This is a genomic window from Micromonospora sp. NPDC051227, from assembly GCF_044455385.1.
Classification (GTDB): Bacteria; Actinomycetota; Actinomycetes; order Mycobacteriales; family Micromonosporaceae; genus Micromonospora.
Genome location: NZ_JBITET010000012.1, coordinates 35,100 through 48,507 on the forward strand (window position 1 = coordinate 35,100; position 13,408 = coordinate 48,507).

The 13,408-nt window shown below is 68.2% G+C and carries 15 protein-coding genes, 1 other RNA gene and 1 pseudogene; 6 read left to right on the forward strand and 11 right to left on the reverse strand.

Annotation, left to right across the window (positions count from 1 at the left end; genetic code table 11):
- Positions 1-74: 74 nt before the first annotated feature.
- Positions 75-1,271 carry an RNA polymerase sigma factor gene (locus tag ACIA47_RS25170; protein WP_396710993.1) on the reverse strand — a complete coding sequence of 399 codons (1,197 nt, stop codon included), beginning with the start codon at positions 1,269-1,271 and terminating at the stop codon, positions 75-77.
- Entirely contained in the window at positions 1,268-1,609 is a 342-nt protein-coding gene (locus tag ACIA47_RS25175) for a YciI family protein (RefSeq protein WP_203122129.1), read from the reverse strand. The genes ACIA47_RS25170 and ACIA47_RS25175 overlap by 4 nt, the downstream gene beginning before the upstream one ends.
- Positions 1,610-1,942: 333 nt before the next feature.
- On the opposite strand from ACIA47_RS25175, the gene ACIA47_RS25180 reads away from it, so the two are divergent.
- Both ACIA47_RS25180 and ACIA47_RS25185 read left to right on the forward strand, forming a co-directional pair.
- On the forward strand, positions 1,943-2,146 hold the full coding sequence (locus ACIA47_RS25180) for a hypothetical protein (RefSeq protein WP_396710994.1): 204 nt from the start codon (positions 1,943-1,945) through the stop codon (positions 2,144-2,146).
- 362 nt (positions 2,147-2,508) lie between these two features.
- On the forward strand, positions 2,509-5,133 hold the full coding sequence (locus ACIA47_RS25185; protein ID WP_396710995.1) for a TIM-barrel domain-containing protein: 2,625 nt from the start codon (positions 2,509-2,511) through the stop codon (positions 5,131-5,133).
- Positions 5,134-5,195: 62 nt separating this feature from the next.
- On the opposite strand, the gene ACIA47_RS25190 is transcribed toward ACIA47_RS25185, so the two are convergent.
- Together ACIA47_RS25190 and ACIA47_RS25195 are read right to left on the reverse strand one after the other, a co-directional pair.
- Positions 5,196-5,459 (reverse strand): hypothetical protein, encoded by a 264-nt coding sequence (locus ACIA47_RS25190; RefSeq protein ID WP_396710996.1) that lies wholly within the window; start codon positions 5,457-5,459, stop codon positions 5,196-5,198.
- Positions 5,456-5,755 carry a hypothetical protein gene (locus ACIA47_RS25195; RefSeq protein ID WP_396710997.1) on the reverse strand — a complete coding sequence of 100 codons (300 nt, stop codon included), beginning with the start codon at positions 5,753-5,755 and terminating at the stop codon, positions 5,456-5,458. Before ACIA47_RS25195 ends, ACIA47_RS25190 begins: the two co-directional genes overlap by 4 nt.
- A gap of 241 nt (positions 5,756-5,996) precedes the next feature.
- Between ACIA47_RS25195 and ACIA47_RS25200 the strand changes: the two genes are divergently transcribed.
- On the forward strand, positions 5,997-6,803 hold the full coding sequence (locus ACIA47_RS25200; RefSeq protein WP_396710998.1) for a helix-turn-helix domain-containing protein: 807 nt from the start codon (positions 5,997-5,999) through the stop codon (positions 6,801-6,803).
- The gene (locus ACIA47_RS25205; protein WP_396710999.1) at positions 6,790-6,981 is read left to right on the forward strand and encodes a DUF397 domain-containing protein; all 192 of its coding nucleotides are present in this window, start codon (positions 6,790-6,792) and stop codon (positions 6,979-6,981) included. The genes ACIA47_RS25200 and ACIA47_RS25205 overlap by 14 nt, the downstream gene beginning before the upstream one ends.
- Positions 6,982-7,397: 416 nt before the next feature.
- On the opposite strand, the gene ACIA47_RS25210 is transcribed toward ACIA47_RS25205, so the two are convergent.
- The gene (locus ACIA47_RS25210; RefSeq protein ID WP_396711000.1) at positions 7,398-7,940 is read right to left on the reverse strand and encodes a hypothetical protein; all 543 of its coding nucleotides are present in this window, start codon (positions 7,938-7,940) and stop codon (positions 7,398-7,400) included.
- 288 nt (positions 7,941-8,228) lie between these two features.
- Positions 8,229-8,354, reverse strand: coding sequence for a hypothetical protein (locus ACIA47_RS25215; protein WP_396711120.1), 126 nt, complete (start codon positions 8,352-8,354; stop codon positions 8,229-8,231).
- Between the two features lie 172 nt (positions 8,355-8,526).
- Between ACIA47_RS25215 and ACIA47_RS25220 the strand changes: the two genes are divergently transcribed.
- Positions 8,527-9,399, forward strand: a complete 873-nt coding sequence (locus ACIA47_RS25220) for a hypothetical protein (RefSeq protein ID WP_396711001.1) — start codon at positions 8,527-8,529, stop codon at positions 9,397-9,399.
- A 61-nt stretch (positions 9,400-9,460) separates the two neighbouring features.
- Here the strand turns inward: ACIA47_RS25220 and ACIA47_RS25225 are convergent.
- The 4 genes and pseudogenes from ACIA47_RS25225 to ACIA47_RS25240 form a co-directional block, all read right to left on the reverse strand.
- A pseudogene (locus tag ACIA47_RS25225) lies at positions 9,461-9,662 on the reverse strand (IS5/IS1182 family transposase); the annotation flags it as partial.
- 193 nt (positions 9,663-9,855) lie between these two features.
- Positions 9,856-10,271, reverse strand: an RNA gene (gene rnpB / locus ACIA47_RS25230) — RNase P RNA component class A.
- 150 nt (positions 10,272-10,421) lie between these two features.
- Complete coding sequence (locus ACIA47_RS25235; protein WP_396711002.1) at positions 10,422-10,808, reverse strand: hypothetical protein; 387 nt, start codon at positions 10,806-10,808, stop codon at positions 10,422-10,424.
- The gene (locus ACIA47_RS25240; protein ID WP_396711003.1) at positions 10,805-11,089 is read right to left on the reverse strand and encodes a hypothetical protein; all 285 of its coding nucleotides are present in this window, start codon (positions 11,087-11,089) and stop codon (positions 10,805-10,807) included. Before ACIA47_RS25240 ends, ACIA47_RS25235 begins: the two co-directional genes overlap by 4 nt.
- 91 nt (positions 11,090-11,180) lie before the next feature.
- On the opposite strand from ACIA47_RS25240, the gene ACIA47_RS25245 reads away from it, so the two are divergent.
- Positions 11,181-11,942, forward strand: coding sequence for a sulfite exporter TauE/SafE family protein (locus ACIA47_RS25245; protein WP_396711004.1), 762 nt, complete (start codon positions 11,181-11,183; stop codon positions 11,940-11,942).
- A 229-nt stretch (positions 11,943-12,171) separates the two neighbouring features.
- On the opposite strand, the gene ACIA47_RS25250 is transcribed toward ACIA47_RS25245, so the two are convergent.
- Positions 12,172-13,404 carry an MFS transporter gene (locus tag ACIA47_RS25250; RefSeq protein WP_396711005.1) on the reverse strand — a complete coding sequence of 411 codons (1,233 nt, stop codon included), beginning with the start codon at positions 13,402-13,404 and terminating at the stop codon, positions 12,172-12,174.
- Positions 13,405-13,408: the final 4 nt, after the last annotated feature.

The window sequence follows — 13,408 nt, forward strand, 5'->3', positions numbered from 1 at the left end:
AGCTCATCGTCCAGCACGAGGTCAAGCGGCCACCGCGACAAGCGGTGTGCGCCGGCACGCGACGGCGTACCAGTTCAGGCCCAGTTGAGGCGGTGTCGCAGGAGGGAGCGTTCGGCCGGGTTGGTGGCTAGGGCGAGGGCGCGTTCGTCGGCGGTCCTGGCCTGGCTGGCGTCGCCGAGGTCGCGGAGCAGTTCGGCTCGGGTGGCGTGGAACAGGTGGTAGTCATTCAGTTCACCGGCCAGGGCGTCGACTTCGGTGAGCGCGACTGACGGTCCGCTGACGTAGCGAAGCGCGATTGCCCGGTGGAGCCGCGTGACCGGTGATGGTGCCAGGCGCAGCAGAAGGTCGTAGAGCACGGTGATCTGGGTCCAGTCGGTCTCGTCCCACCTGGTGGCCTCGGCATGGCAGGCGACGATGGCGGCTTGCAGCTGGTACTGGCCTGGTTCCTTCTGCGCTGCCGCCTGGGCGATCAGCCGGCCGGCGGCGGCGATGGCGCGGCGGTTCCAGAAAGATCGGTCCTGGTGCTGGAGCTGGACGATCCCATCGTCCCGGTCGAAGCGGGCGCTGGTTCGGGCTCGGTGCAGCCGGATGAGCGCGAGCAGACCGGCGACCTCCGGTTCGGTGGGCATGAGCTGATGCAGCAGTGCGGCAAGAAACTCGGCGTCGTCGGCCAGGTCGCGGGAGTGGGCCTGGTCGCCGCCCGTGGACAGGTAGCCCTCGTTGAAGAGCAGGTAGATCACCGCAAGGACCTCGGTGAGCCGGGGACCGAGATCGTCCGCCGACGGGATCCGGTACGGGATGGTCGCGTCGCTGATCTTCCGTTTGGCGCGGGTGATGCGCTGCCCGACGGTGCTCTCCGGGACGAGGAACGCTCGGGCGATCTGCGCGGTGGTCAGGCCGCACACCACCCGCAAGGTGAGGGCGACCTGGGCGGCCCGAGGCAGAGCCGGATGACAGCAGGTGAAGATCAGCCGAAGTCGGTCGTCTGGCGGCGGCTCGACCGGCCACGCCACCAGTGCCAGCTTCCGGCGGTGGCGCTGCTCGCGGCGGATCTGATCCAAACCGCGGCGACGGGCCACCGTGTACATCCAGGCCGCCGGCCGGTCAGGAATCCCTTCGACCGGCCAGTGGGTCAGCGCGGCCTCGATGGCGTCCTGGACGAGGTCTTCAGCGGCGCTGAAATCACCGACCAGATGCACCAGGGACGCGGCGAGTTGGCCCGCGTGATCGCGTACCACGCGGGCCAGTTCGGCGTACGTCGGTTGGCTCATCCGACGATGGGGCGAATCTCCACCACCGGGCAGGCTGGCCAGGACTTGGCGATTCGCAGTGCCTCGTCAATGTCGGCCACCTCGATTTCGGCGTAGCCGCTGACGATCTCCTTGCCTTCCACGAACGGACCATCGGAAATCAGCGGCTCGCCCCGGTCCAACCGCAGGGTGGTGGCGGTGTCCGGCGGCATCAGGTAGGCATGATGGGTGATCTTGTCGTGGTGGTCGGCGAACCACTGCTGCACGCGGGCGTAGGCCCGGTTCCGCTCGGGCTCATCCATCGCGGCCAGGTCGGCGGCGAACTGTGGCGTGTCGACGAACATCAGCACGTACTTCATCGTTCCTCCAACGGCGGTCAACGGGACGAGGCGGGTAATGCGCCTCCACCAACCAGACGACCAGCGAGGGCCCCAATCCGACAACCAGCCGAACCTGTTTCCGGGTACGTGTCAACGACAGAGGAGCGGGTTCGCACGTCGTGGACCAAACGTTCGCGCGGGCGGAGCCGAGGCAACCCGGCGTAACGCCGTACCGGTGTCGTTCGGCCTGCCGGCACGGGCCGCGCCGCTCACGGCGAATGGCTGCGCTGGCACATCAACTACCGCTTCACCGGGACGTCTGACGGTGCCTGGCTGTACCGCTTGGACACGCTCAACCTGGCTCACGGTGCAGTGCCGGCCGACACCGTGGCCGCGCTGGCGCACCATCCGTTTCACCGACGGATCCCGCTGCCGGCGACCGCCGTCTCCTTCGACGTCGAGGGACGCGATCAGATCCTGCTCTTCTGGACTCCCCGCGCGGGCGCGGTCCTGCGCGCACTCGACAAGCTGGGCTGGGACGCCGAACAGCCCGAGCCCTGGACCCCGTACGTCTGAGCTGGTGGCCGTGCGGTAGTCACCTACCTGGCGACCCGTCTTCGTCACCGTGTGCAGCGACGCCTGTCGGACGAGTACGGCAGGTGACGAAAGAGAGAAGGGACACCCTCCGAGGCCCGTTGACATGCGTTTCGAGCGAGTGACAGCGTTGTCATCGACTCATTTCCTCCATTTGAGACGAGGAGCGCATCTTGCTCTATCGGAACTCACAGCGCCGCAGCGCGACAGCAGCCGCCGCAGTCGGCATTCTCATCACGGGGCTGGCGCTCGCTCCGTCCGCGCCGGCCCAGGCCAGCCGCCACCGGGCGCAAGACGGAGCCGTACGGTCGGGCAACGCACGTTTTGAGGTGCTGTCCCCGACAGTGATCCGCACCGAGTACCAGAAGGACGGCACGTTCACCGACGCCGCCACGTTCAACGTCATCGGGCGCGATGATTTCCCCCGTACTCGTTTCACCAAGCGCGTCGATCACGGCTGGCTCACCCTCGACACCGGTGCGATGACGTTGCGCTACCAGGTCGGCTCGGGCGCCTTCACCGCCGACAACCTCACAGTGCAGCTCAAGACCGGCAAGCAGACCGTGCAGGGCCAGCCCTGGGCCGGTCACACCGCCCCGGCCTGCGCGTTCGGCGCGCTCTGCGAGGCCGAATCGCTCCAGTTGAACGGCCTTGGCGTGGCCACCGACCACCGGGGATTCACCGGACGCGGCTTCGCGGCCGGCTTCGCCTCGTCCGGCGACTCGGTCACGTTCGCGCTGGATGCTCCCGAGGGCGGCACGAAGCAGCTCGCCGTCCGCTACGCCAACAGCACCGGCGGCGACGGTCAGAACGTGGACCGCACCCTGACTGTTCAGGTCGACGGCGACGCCGGCCACACGCTGACGCTGCCGCCCACCGCGAACTGGGACACCTGGGGCCTGGCCAACGTGCCGGTCGACCTCACCGCTGGCCGGCACGAGATCAGCGCCGTACGGGGTCCCAACGACTCCGGCAACGTGAACGTCGACAGCCTCGCGGTGGTCAACCCGGGTGACTCGTTCCCGGCGCCGACCCCGCCCCAGCCGCAACCCCTGCGGTTCGGCACGCTGGGAGAGGCCGAGACCGGCGCGCTGACCGGCGGCGCGAGGCCCGCGAACGACCACAACGGCGCTTCCGGTACGGGATTCCTGGCCGGCCTGGAGAGCACCAGCTCCGCCGACACGCTCACCGTGACGGATGTTCCGTCCGCCGGTGACTACCAGGTGCAGATCCGCTACGCCAACAGCCAGGCCGGCGCCCAGCCGAGCCAGACGCGCACCATGTCGGTCACTGCGGGAACGGCGGCACCGGTCACGGCGACCCTTCCGCCGACCAGCGGGTGGGACTACTGGAACACCGTTTCCGTCCCGGTCCACCTCGACCGCGGCACCAACACCGTGACGCTGGGGTGCCCCACGGACGCCAGCTGCAACGTCAACGTCGACACGGTCGCCGTCACGAGCAAGGGGTCCCCGCTGCTCGCCCCGCACGCACCGCTCGGCGGCTACCGTCGGGGCCTGGACGGCGTGACCGGTTCCGCCCTCACCGCTCCGGGCCTGCTCTACCAGGACGGCTGGTACCTGCTCGACGACTCGGCCTCGGCCCTGAGCAACACCAAGCCGCGGCCCGCCCCCGAGCAGGACGGCTACGTCTTCGCGTACGGGCAGGACTTCACCGGTGCTCTGAAGGACCTGTCGACCCTCACCGGGCCCACGAAGCTGCTGCCGAAGTGGGCGTACGGGGTGTGGTACTCCGAGTACTACGACCGCACCGCCACCGAGTTCCAGGAGCTGGTGACCCGGGCCAAGGCCGAGGGTGTGCCGCTGGATGTGCTCGTCCTCGACACCGACGTCAAGGCGCCGGACAAGTGGAACGGCTGGAGCATCGACCCCACCCGGGTTCCCGACCCGAAGGCGTTCTTCGACTGGGCCAGGAAGCAGGGCCTGCACACCGGCATCAACATCCACCCGAGCATCCTCGGCTCGGACCCGAAGTTCGCGCAGGCGCAGGCCACCGCGAAGGGCAAGCTCCAGCGCGTCGGCTGCAACGGTGGCGCCGACTGCTACGCGTTCGACTTCGGCGACCCGGACCAGCTCACTGCGTACATGCAGCTCCACGACGGGATGCTGCCGAAGGGCACCAAGGGCCCGGACCTGTGGTGGCTGGACTGGTGCTGCGACAACACGAAGTCCTCGCTCGCCGGGGTGACCGCCGACGCGTGGATCAACCAGCACTACGCCGACAAGACCGGCTTCGCCTTCTCCCGGGCGTACGGCTCGTTGCAGGCCGGCGGCTACAGCAGCCCGACCCCGGTGTCGACCGGACCATGGGCCGACAAGCGCACCACGCTGCACTTCACCGGCGACACCACCTCCGACTGGTCGACCCTGCGGATGGAGGTCGGCTACACGCCGGGCGAGTCGGCCGCGACCGGGCTGGCCGCTGTCAGCCACGACATCGGCGGGCACACCGGCGGCCTCCAGGAGCCGGGCACCGAGCCGGGCAGCACCAAGCTGCCCGACGACCTCTACGCCCGGTGGGTGCAGTTCGGCACGTTCCAGCCGATCGACCGGCTGCACTCCAACCACAGCGACCGGCTGCCCTGGCAGTACGGCCCGGAGGCGAACGCGTCGGCCAAGAAGTTCCTGAACCTGCGGAAGGAACTGCAGCCGTACACCTACGCCGCCGCCAAGGAGGCCACCCGCACGGGTACTCCCATCGTCCGCTCGATGTACCTGGCGTACCCCAATGAGCAGGCCGCGTACGCCACCGCCGGTTCCCAGTACCTCTACGGCCCGGACTACCTGGTCGCACCGGTGACGACGCCCGGCACCACCGCCACGACGTCGGTGTGGTTCCCGCCGGGCAACAGCTGGACCGACATCTTCACCGGGAAGACGTACCGGGGCGGTACCACGCAGAACATCACCACCACACTGGACACCATGCCGGTGTTCAAGAAGCACTGACGTTTCAGGGATCCGGTTGCCGGCCGGGTGGGGGCGACCCACCCGGCCGGTTCTTTTCCTGGCTACCGGTGTGGCCGGCGGGCCAGCGACAGCCAGCCGAGGAACCTGGCGTGCATCGCGGCCGGGTTCGGGCGCAGCCCCAGGCCGTAAACGTCGTCGATCGCCTCCTGCATCGACGCGGCCAGGTAGAACGCCAGCGCGATCGAATGACCGTAGAACTCGGTTATGAGTGCGAGCTGAGCCGGGCCACATGGCCAGGGCGCGGCGCAGTTGCGGCACAGCCACGCCGGGCGCATCGGCAGGTGTGGGTGAGGACGGCTGGTCATCCGACCCGCACCGGACGTCGGCGGCGTTTGGCCGGCCTGGTCGGTGTGACGGGCAGGGCTTGCAACCGCACGCCCGCGCGCATGACGTACAGCTCGCGCCGCGCGACTGCGTCGCCCGCCGCGTTCAGCTGGTAACCCTCAATCCAGACCCACCCGTCGTACGTGTGCCGCTCGGGCAGCTCGCGGATGACGCGCACAAAGATCGGGCGCAGGAACTGCACGCTGGCCGCAGTGGTCAAGAGGATCACGTCGCCGGCCTTCATCGTCCCGATCTTCTCGGGCTTGTAGTCGGGCACGGGCTCCCCCTTGGTGCCGTTGGGAAGGGGCCGCTCCCGTGAGTGCTCGCCCGTCGGGAGCGGCCCCGCTACGAACGCGACCACCGGATCTCGAGGGCCTGCCAGCCGCGCCGCCTGGTGACACTCTGCTGTGGAGACCACTACGCTCGGAAGGTGCTTCCGGGGTCCGGGGTGACCTGGCCTAACACGGCTCCGATGTGTGGCACCTCGGGTAGTCGATCTTCGAGTTGAGGGGCGTTGAATGGCTGACGTACCGGGGCCGCTATCGGCGTTCATCGTTGGCGAGATCCGCCGCGCTCGTGGAGCGTCCGGGATGACGCAAGAGTCGTTCGGCCGCGCTGCGGGCTTCAGCGCCTCACACGTCAGCGCCGTAGAGAGCGGCACGCGAGCGCTGACGATCGACTTCATCAAGGGCGCTGACCGGGCGTTGAACAACGGCGGACTCTTCGAACGCCTGGCGACGAAGTTCGGCGCACCGTCGTGGTTCCTGCCCTGGCTGGACGCAGAGCGCGAAGCGACACAGCTTCGCTACTTCGAGCCCAACCTGATTCCCGGCCTACTACAGGTGGAGCACTACGCCCGTACCGTCCTGCGAACAGTCGAGAGCCTCACCGACGACGAGGTTGAGCAGCGGGTGCAGGGGCGTATGAGCCGGCAGGCGATCCTGACCGGCGAGCGCCGGCCACAGTTCGTCGCCGTGCTGGACGAAGCCGCGATCCGGCGCACGGGTGATGGTCTGGGCGGAATCATGGCCCAGCAGGTCGCTCACCTGGTCGCGATGGCCGAGCTTCCGCACGTTCACGTCCACGTCATCCCGATCGGCAGCGGCCTACACGTCGGACTGTCCGGCCCATTCGCGCTGGCTCGGTTAGACGACGGAGTGTGGGTGGGACACCTCGAAAATCAGCTTGGCGGGGACGTCGTTGACAAGGACGATGAGGTAGCTACGCTTCAGGCCAGGTGGGAGAGCGTCCGGAACGAGGCTCTACCGCGCCGGCAGTCCATCGACCTGCTGAAGGAAGTTGAGAGCCATCATGGACCTCAGTAACGCCCGGTGGCGCAAGTCCACCCGCAGCGGCGCGAGCGGTGGGAACTGCGTCGAGGTGGCAAGCAACCTGCCCGGTGTTGTAGCCGTACGGGACTCGAAGAACGTCGCCGGACCGGCACTGACCTTCGCCCCCGTCGCCTGGGCCGCGTTCGTCGCCCAAGTTGCCGAGCGGCCCTGAACCAAGCGCAGAGCACCGCGCGCCTGGCCTGTGGCCGATAAACAAGTCGATCCATACGCCGGATCCGAATGCAGACATGCCCTGAGCAGGTGTTTCGTTCACCCGACACTTGCTCACGGAGTCGCCAGGGCTCCAAGTCCAAGGCGGACTATGGCGGTTTCTCGGCGGGCGAGCCGGCCAGGAGGTATCGCCGACCAGGCTTCGTACCCGCGCTACAGCGTTCTCATCACCCCTGGTGGCAGTTGCAACCAACCTCTGAACCTGACTACTGGGTGTGCGACCGCAAGGACACCACCGCTCCAAGTCCAACCGCAAGCTGTCCCGCCCGTGCGGTGGTGCAAGGGGACCGGGAAGCGCCTCCGGCTTGGGCGGCGGGCGTGGAACCCTGCCCGTCGAGTGCACCGAGTGGCTAGCCGCTAAGAGAAGGGTGCCCGCAGCTCAGCTGCAATCTCCTCAGCAAGCTCATTGCGCCGCGCTCGCTCGGCGGGTCGCAGCTGAGTTCCGATCTTCATCCGCTCAGCCCCGTCATCGATGCTTGTGTGACCTTGCCTCTCAATCGACCGTTCGGCGGCCTGGATCTGAAAATCGGCTTCAATCAGCTGATCGATGACCTGCCGCCAGGCAAACAGCCGGTCCCTGACCTTCTGCGAGCCGTACGCGCGAACCAATGCCTCCACCCGCGCTTGCTCAGGCAGTGGCGGCAACTGCGGCCTGGGGTCACCCTCGATCGTCACCAAGGGCCGAATCATCGACGCCCACTGCCCAATGGTCTCCACCAGCAGCAGGAGTTCCTCGTACGCATTCTCAATCCGCTGATGGTGCCGCTGCTCTCGGGCCATGTCCAGCTCGTGCAGGTGCCGCCGATCGTCGCGCGCAGTCGCATCCCTGCTCGTCAGCCAGGCCTGAACAAAGCCTCCGACGACCGTAAGACCACCACCGGTCAACAGCGCCACGAACACGGTCCAAAAGGTATTCACGAGAGAGCAGTATGTCGGAGTAGTCTCCGCGCCATGCACCCGCTGACTGAGGGCTTCATCGTCGTGATGACGCCCTCGGCGCGTTGGGTAGGGTTCGCCATCCGGCGCGGCGCCGCCATAGGCGAAGCCGACGACGACCCGGGGCACACCGGGCTGATCAAGCTGACCGCCAACGAAGTCCGCCGCGTGATCACTTCATCATCCGCCCGATCAGTGGCCTCACCCCGTTTGCACTGGCCACACTGGCGACACCACCGCACGGGAAGATGTCTACGTGCCCGGCTCGACGCGGGCCAGCCACGGTCCCAGCGCCTCGACGCTCTCGACGCTCGTGGCGGCCGGGACGGCGAAGAAGAGCGGAGCGACGACATCGGCCTCGGCCGGCCCGATGTCCAAGTTGCGGTCCGGGGTGAGACACCTGGGCCTGGCCCACCTGCGCAACGCTGACACCTACACCCGGCTCGCCGTCGGTGTCGCCACCACTTGGCTCAATAGATGCCTGTTTGGATGGGCCCATCAGCCTCCAACGGGGGTGGCTGACAAAGGAATGGCGTGTCAGAGTGTTTCCGTGCCGTACATCGTGGTCGCCTTGGTCGGGCTTGCCGTGGGCGGCGCCGCATCCGTCTCCGCCTATCTGTTGATCCGGAAGAGGGGAAGCGAGCCGGTTGCGGCTGCCGGACTCGCCATCACAGTCTTTGCCTGCAGCATCGCTTTTGTCGCCTACCCTCTCGAGAAAGTATTTACCACTCCACTGGCCCGGTTTCCGCAGACGCCGCCTGGCGGGGGCGGACATGGCCCGTCAGTGACCGAGCGCGACAGCGCGCCAGCGGGAGTCAGCGCCGCCTGGGGGCCGGAAAGAACTATGTACACCAACAGCGAGCCGGCTGACCATCCCGTCATGAATTCGATCGCCGACAATCCCAATGTGGGAGATGAGAGGGTCTTTTTTGCCTTCAAGGACGCTGCCCACAAGGAAGATGGTGGCTGGCAACGATCTGGGGAGTTGAAACCCGGCCGCACCTACGTATTCAGAATGTATCTGAACGCGGCGGGCGCGGACTATCTGGAAGCCGCCGACCTGCGTGGCGTTACTGCCCATGCGCAACTTCCGGAAAATGTTGGTGGCCAACCAGAAGGCGACTCGGCCGGAGCGGCGCAGTATTGCGGATTCCTCACGTCATCCAACGCTCAGCCATCACAAATTTGGTCCTGTGGGGTATTTCTGGCCGCAACAGAGGTAGAGGTCTTCCCGAATCCCTCAAGCGTTAAGTTGTACAACAACCATTTCGGTACCTCCAGCATGGGCCCGTTGAACCTTGGTGCATCGATTTTCACCAACGAGGGTCAGCTTCTCGGCTTCGACCGCATGGACGGCCACGTCCCCTCCGGATACCACTACGCCCTCTACCTGTACTTCGAGTTGAAGGTGGAGCGGGCGTAATGTGCCATTTCATCGTGGTAGCGGGTGTGTCTTCGGTGGCTTGAGGACGAGGATGGCCGGTGCGGCCCCGTTTGAATGGGGTCCAGACGGTGCCGCAGGCGCCTTGGTAGTCCTTGTCTGCGAAGGTCAACACGTTCGCGCTGGTTAGCCCCTCGATCAGGCCGTGGGTGCGGGCAGCGGTGAGGTCGTGGACCGCGCCGGGCAGTCCGGCCGACGCCCCGGACCAGCCGCGCGGCGGCATCGGGCAGGATCTGCACGTTCACCCACGGACCTCAAAACGAAGCGATACGCCGGACCGAGTTCGAGGTCGAGTGAGCCCTCGCTCAGGCCGTCTCCAGGCCGTCTCAGGCCGTGGCCAGGCCGTCAAATGCCACCCAACGATGACTAAGGTCAACCAGCGGCACCCAATAAACGACCAGCTCAGACCCTTGATCACAGCTCTGAGCTGGTGGGCGACGGACGAGTCGACCTGTACGCCGGATTCTGTGCGCGACGCGTACCCCGAGGGGTTTGCGCCGGCGGCGGCCATCCATCTCGGCCTACCGTTGCCGGCAGGCTCCAGCGGCCTACCCGCAGACATCGGGCGGGCAGCCCTCAAGCGTCTGCGCCGGGTCGTCATCTTGCGGTGACGGCCCTTGCTTGGCCTTGCTCCGGGTGGGGTTTACCGAGCCACCCCGGTCACCCGGGGTGCTGGTGGGCTCTTACCCCACCGTTTCACCCTTACCGTCCCCGTTGGGGTCGGCGGTCTGTTTTCTGTGGCACTTTCCCGCGGGTCGCCCCGGGTTGCCGTTAACAACCACCCTGCCCTGTGGAGTCCGGACGTTCCTCGGCGGCGGGCCGAAGCCCGCCGACGCGGCCGCCCGGTCGACTCGTCCGTCGCCCTGTCATCCTAACGACGCCGCTCGCGCGCCTATTGCCGCCCCGCAGGCGGGTGCCCGCGCAGACCTGCCCCGCAGTCGGGCCTTCGACAGACCCGGCCCGCACGGCAGCGCGCGTGGAGACGGACATTGGGTAGCGACCGGTCAGTTCACGCTGATCGTCACGACACCGGTTCCGGCGTACGCCTTCGGCAACTCGGTGAGGACCGGACGCCCGGTGGGCCACTCGGCGTCGGGACGTCCCAGCGCGGCGGCATGGGCTAGCTGCCAGTCCACACCTTGACGCAGCAGGCGCCCCACCAGCAGAGCGGTCGCGTAGCCCAGCTCGACGACCTCTAGCGCTGGTAGTGCACCGATGTGCTCTCCCAGGGCCGGGCGGGCGGAGGTGGCCGCGGCAAGGCAGAGCGCCGGCACCTGGACGTGCCGCCCCGCTCCCCTGTGTGCGGTGACCACGAGCCCGGAGAGCGCCGAGTTGCCGGCACCGAGCGCGAGCAGCGCCGTGTGGTCGAGAATGACCGCGGCCTCGGTCACGCCGCCCGCCGGCCATCTTTGGCTAGAGATTCCGGGACATTGCCAGCCTCGACGGCCGCCCAGACGTCCTCGCCCCGGGTGAGGTCGTCGGCGCAGAGGTCGGAAGCGATCTTGAGTCGGACGTACTGCTCCGCGCGCGCAGCGCGGTCGCGCAGTTCGTCGGCGGTGAGTGCCGCCTGGCTGAGCTGGGCGACGAGGTCCCGCATTGTCGTTCCACGTTCGTTCGCCAGGAGCGCCAAGCGGTCGCGTACCTCGGTGTCGACTTTGATCGTGGTATCCACGACCGGAGTATACGACCGGTATACCGCTGCCTGTTCCGCCTCGCCGGCCAGCTCACGACAGGTTCGGCGCGCGTACTAGCCTCGTGGGGCTATGGATCTCTCCCACGCCGCGCTGCTGCTCGCCGCCGGGCTCGCCGCTGGCACTGTCAACGCGGTGGCCGGTGGCGGTTCGCTGATCACCTTTCCGGCGATGATCGCGATCGGGTTGCCCCCGGTGCCGGCGAACGTCAGCAACTCCGTCGCCGTGTTCCCCGGCTACCTGGCGAGCGTGGCGGGCAGCCGGCAGGACCTGCCACGCCCCCGCGCGCTGGCCACGCTGGTGCCCACCACCATCGCGGGCACGATTCTCGGGGCGTTGCTGCTGCTGGCCACTCCGGCCCGCGCGTTCGAGTTGGTCGTACCGTTTCTGGTCCTCGGCGCGACAGCGGTCCTGGCCTTCCAGGATCCGCTGCGCCGGCTGGTCGGCCACCCCCGGGACCTGTCGCCACGCCGACGGACGGTCACGGTCCAGGCGATGGTCGCGCTGGGTGCGGTGTACGGCGGTTACTTCGGTGCGGCGCTCGGGGTGATGCTGGTGGCCGGGCTGGCCCTGGTGCTGGACGCGACCCTGGCCCGGGTGAGCGCAATCAAGAATCTGCTCTCCGCTTTGGTGGGGTTGACGACGCTCGTGGTGTTCGCCCTGTTCGGCCCGTTGAACTGGGCGGCCGTCGCGGTGGTCGCGCCGGCCACCCTGATTGGGGGGTACGCGGGCGCCCGACTCGTCCGTCGGCTGCCGTCGGTGGTGCTCAAGACGGTGATCGTGGTGTTCGGCACGACGATCGGCCTCTACCTGCTCTGGCGCGCCCTGAACTGACCCCGCCCGCCGGCACCCCCGCACGCCGACACCCAACGCTCAATGCCCCGCGCCCGGCCCCGGCGCCCTGACGCCCGGCGCCCCGGCGCCCCGGCGCCCCGGCCAAGATCCACTCAACTTCAGGCAAAGTGCTGCCTCAACCGGCAGCGAGGCAGCAGTTTCCCCGAAACTGTGCGGATCTTGGCCGGCGCGGCGCGGCGCGGCGCGGCAGAGCGCGGGGCCGGCGCGGTCAGTACGCCTCGCCTACCGGCTCCTCGGCCGTGTTTTCGGCACTCGCGGCGGCGCGGTTCCAGCGGGACCAGAGCACCCGCTCGCCGTAGCCGGCGGCCATCAGGTGCGCGAAGGCCAGGTAGACGACCACGCCGACGGCGAGCACCCCGAAGCCGACCCAGAACGGCAGCGCCAGCGACTGCTCGGCGAGCTTGCCGGAGATGATCGGTGCCGGCGCGGCGGCGCCCCAGCGGACCAGGTTGAACGCGCCGGTGGCGACGCGCCGGTCGCTGGAGCCGAGGCCGAGTGCCAGGTCGGTGAGGTTGGCGTTGGCCAGCCCCATGCAGAGCCCGGCGAGCACCAGCACCACGAGCGCCTCGGCGGTGCTGGTGGAGGTGGCGAAGAGGACCATGCAGACCAGGAGGCCGGCGATGGCCACGCCGACGGTCTGTACCGCGCCGATGCGGTGGGCCAGCCGGTGGCCGATCACCATGATGCCGGCGGCCAGGCCGAGACCCCAGCCGGTGAACGCGAGCCCCAGCGGGATGACGTCCAGGCCGAGGAAGAGCGGCGTGTAGCCGAGCACCACGAAGAACACGAAGTTGTACGCGGCGGTGACCACGCAGAGGGCGATGAACGCCGGTCGGCGGTAGGTGGCGAAGATCTGGCCGATGCGTACCGGGGCCTGCCGGTTTGTGGGTTCGCGGAGTTTGCGGGAGGCCACGCCGAGGGCGAGGACCATGAAGACGCCGCAGACGAAGAACGGCAGCCGCCAGCTGACCTCGCCGAGCAGGCCACCGATGAGCGGTCCGACGGCGAAGCCGAGGCCCAGGGCGGTCTCGAAGAGGCCGACCACCCATTCTCGGTCGACGGCCAGGTTGACCAGCACCACCATGGCGGTGGCGAAGAACATCGCGTTGCCCAGCCCCCAGACGCCGCGCAGCACGGAGAGCTGCACGATGTTGTCGCTGAACGAGGCGAGGATGGCGGCGAGGCCGACCACGGAGACGCCGGTGACGAGCACCGGCTTGAAACCGAACCGGCCGCTGGCCAGCGTCGCCGGGATCATGCCAAGGGCCATGACCGCGATGTACGCGGTGAACAGCAGCTCGACCTGCCAGGCGGTGACGCCGATCGCCTCGCCGATGGCCGGCAGGATCGGGTCGACGACGGCGATGCCGGCGATGGCGAGGAAGGCCACCAGCGTGGTGGCGTAGATGGCACTGCGGTTCGGTTCGGAACGCCGATCCACTCCG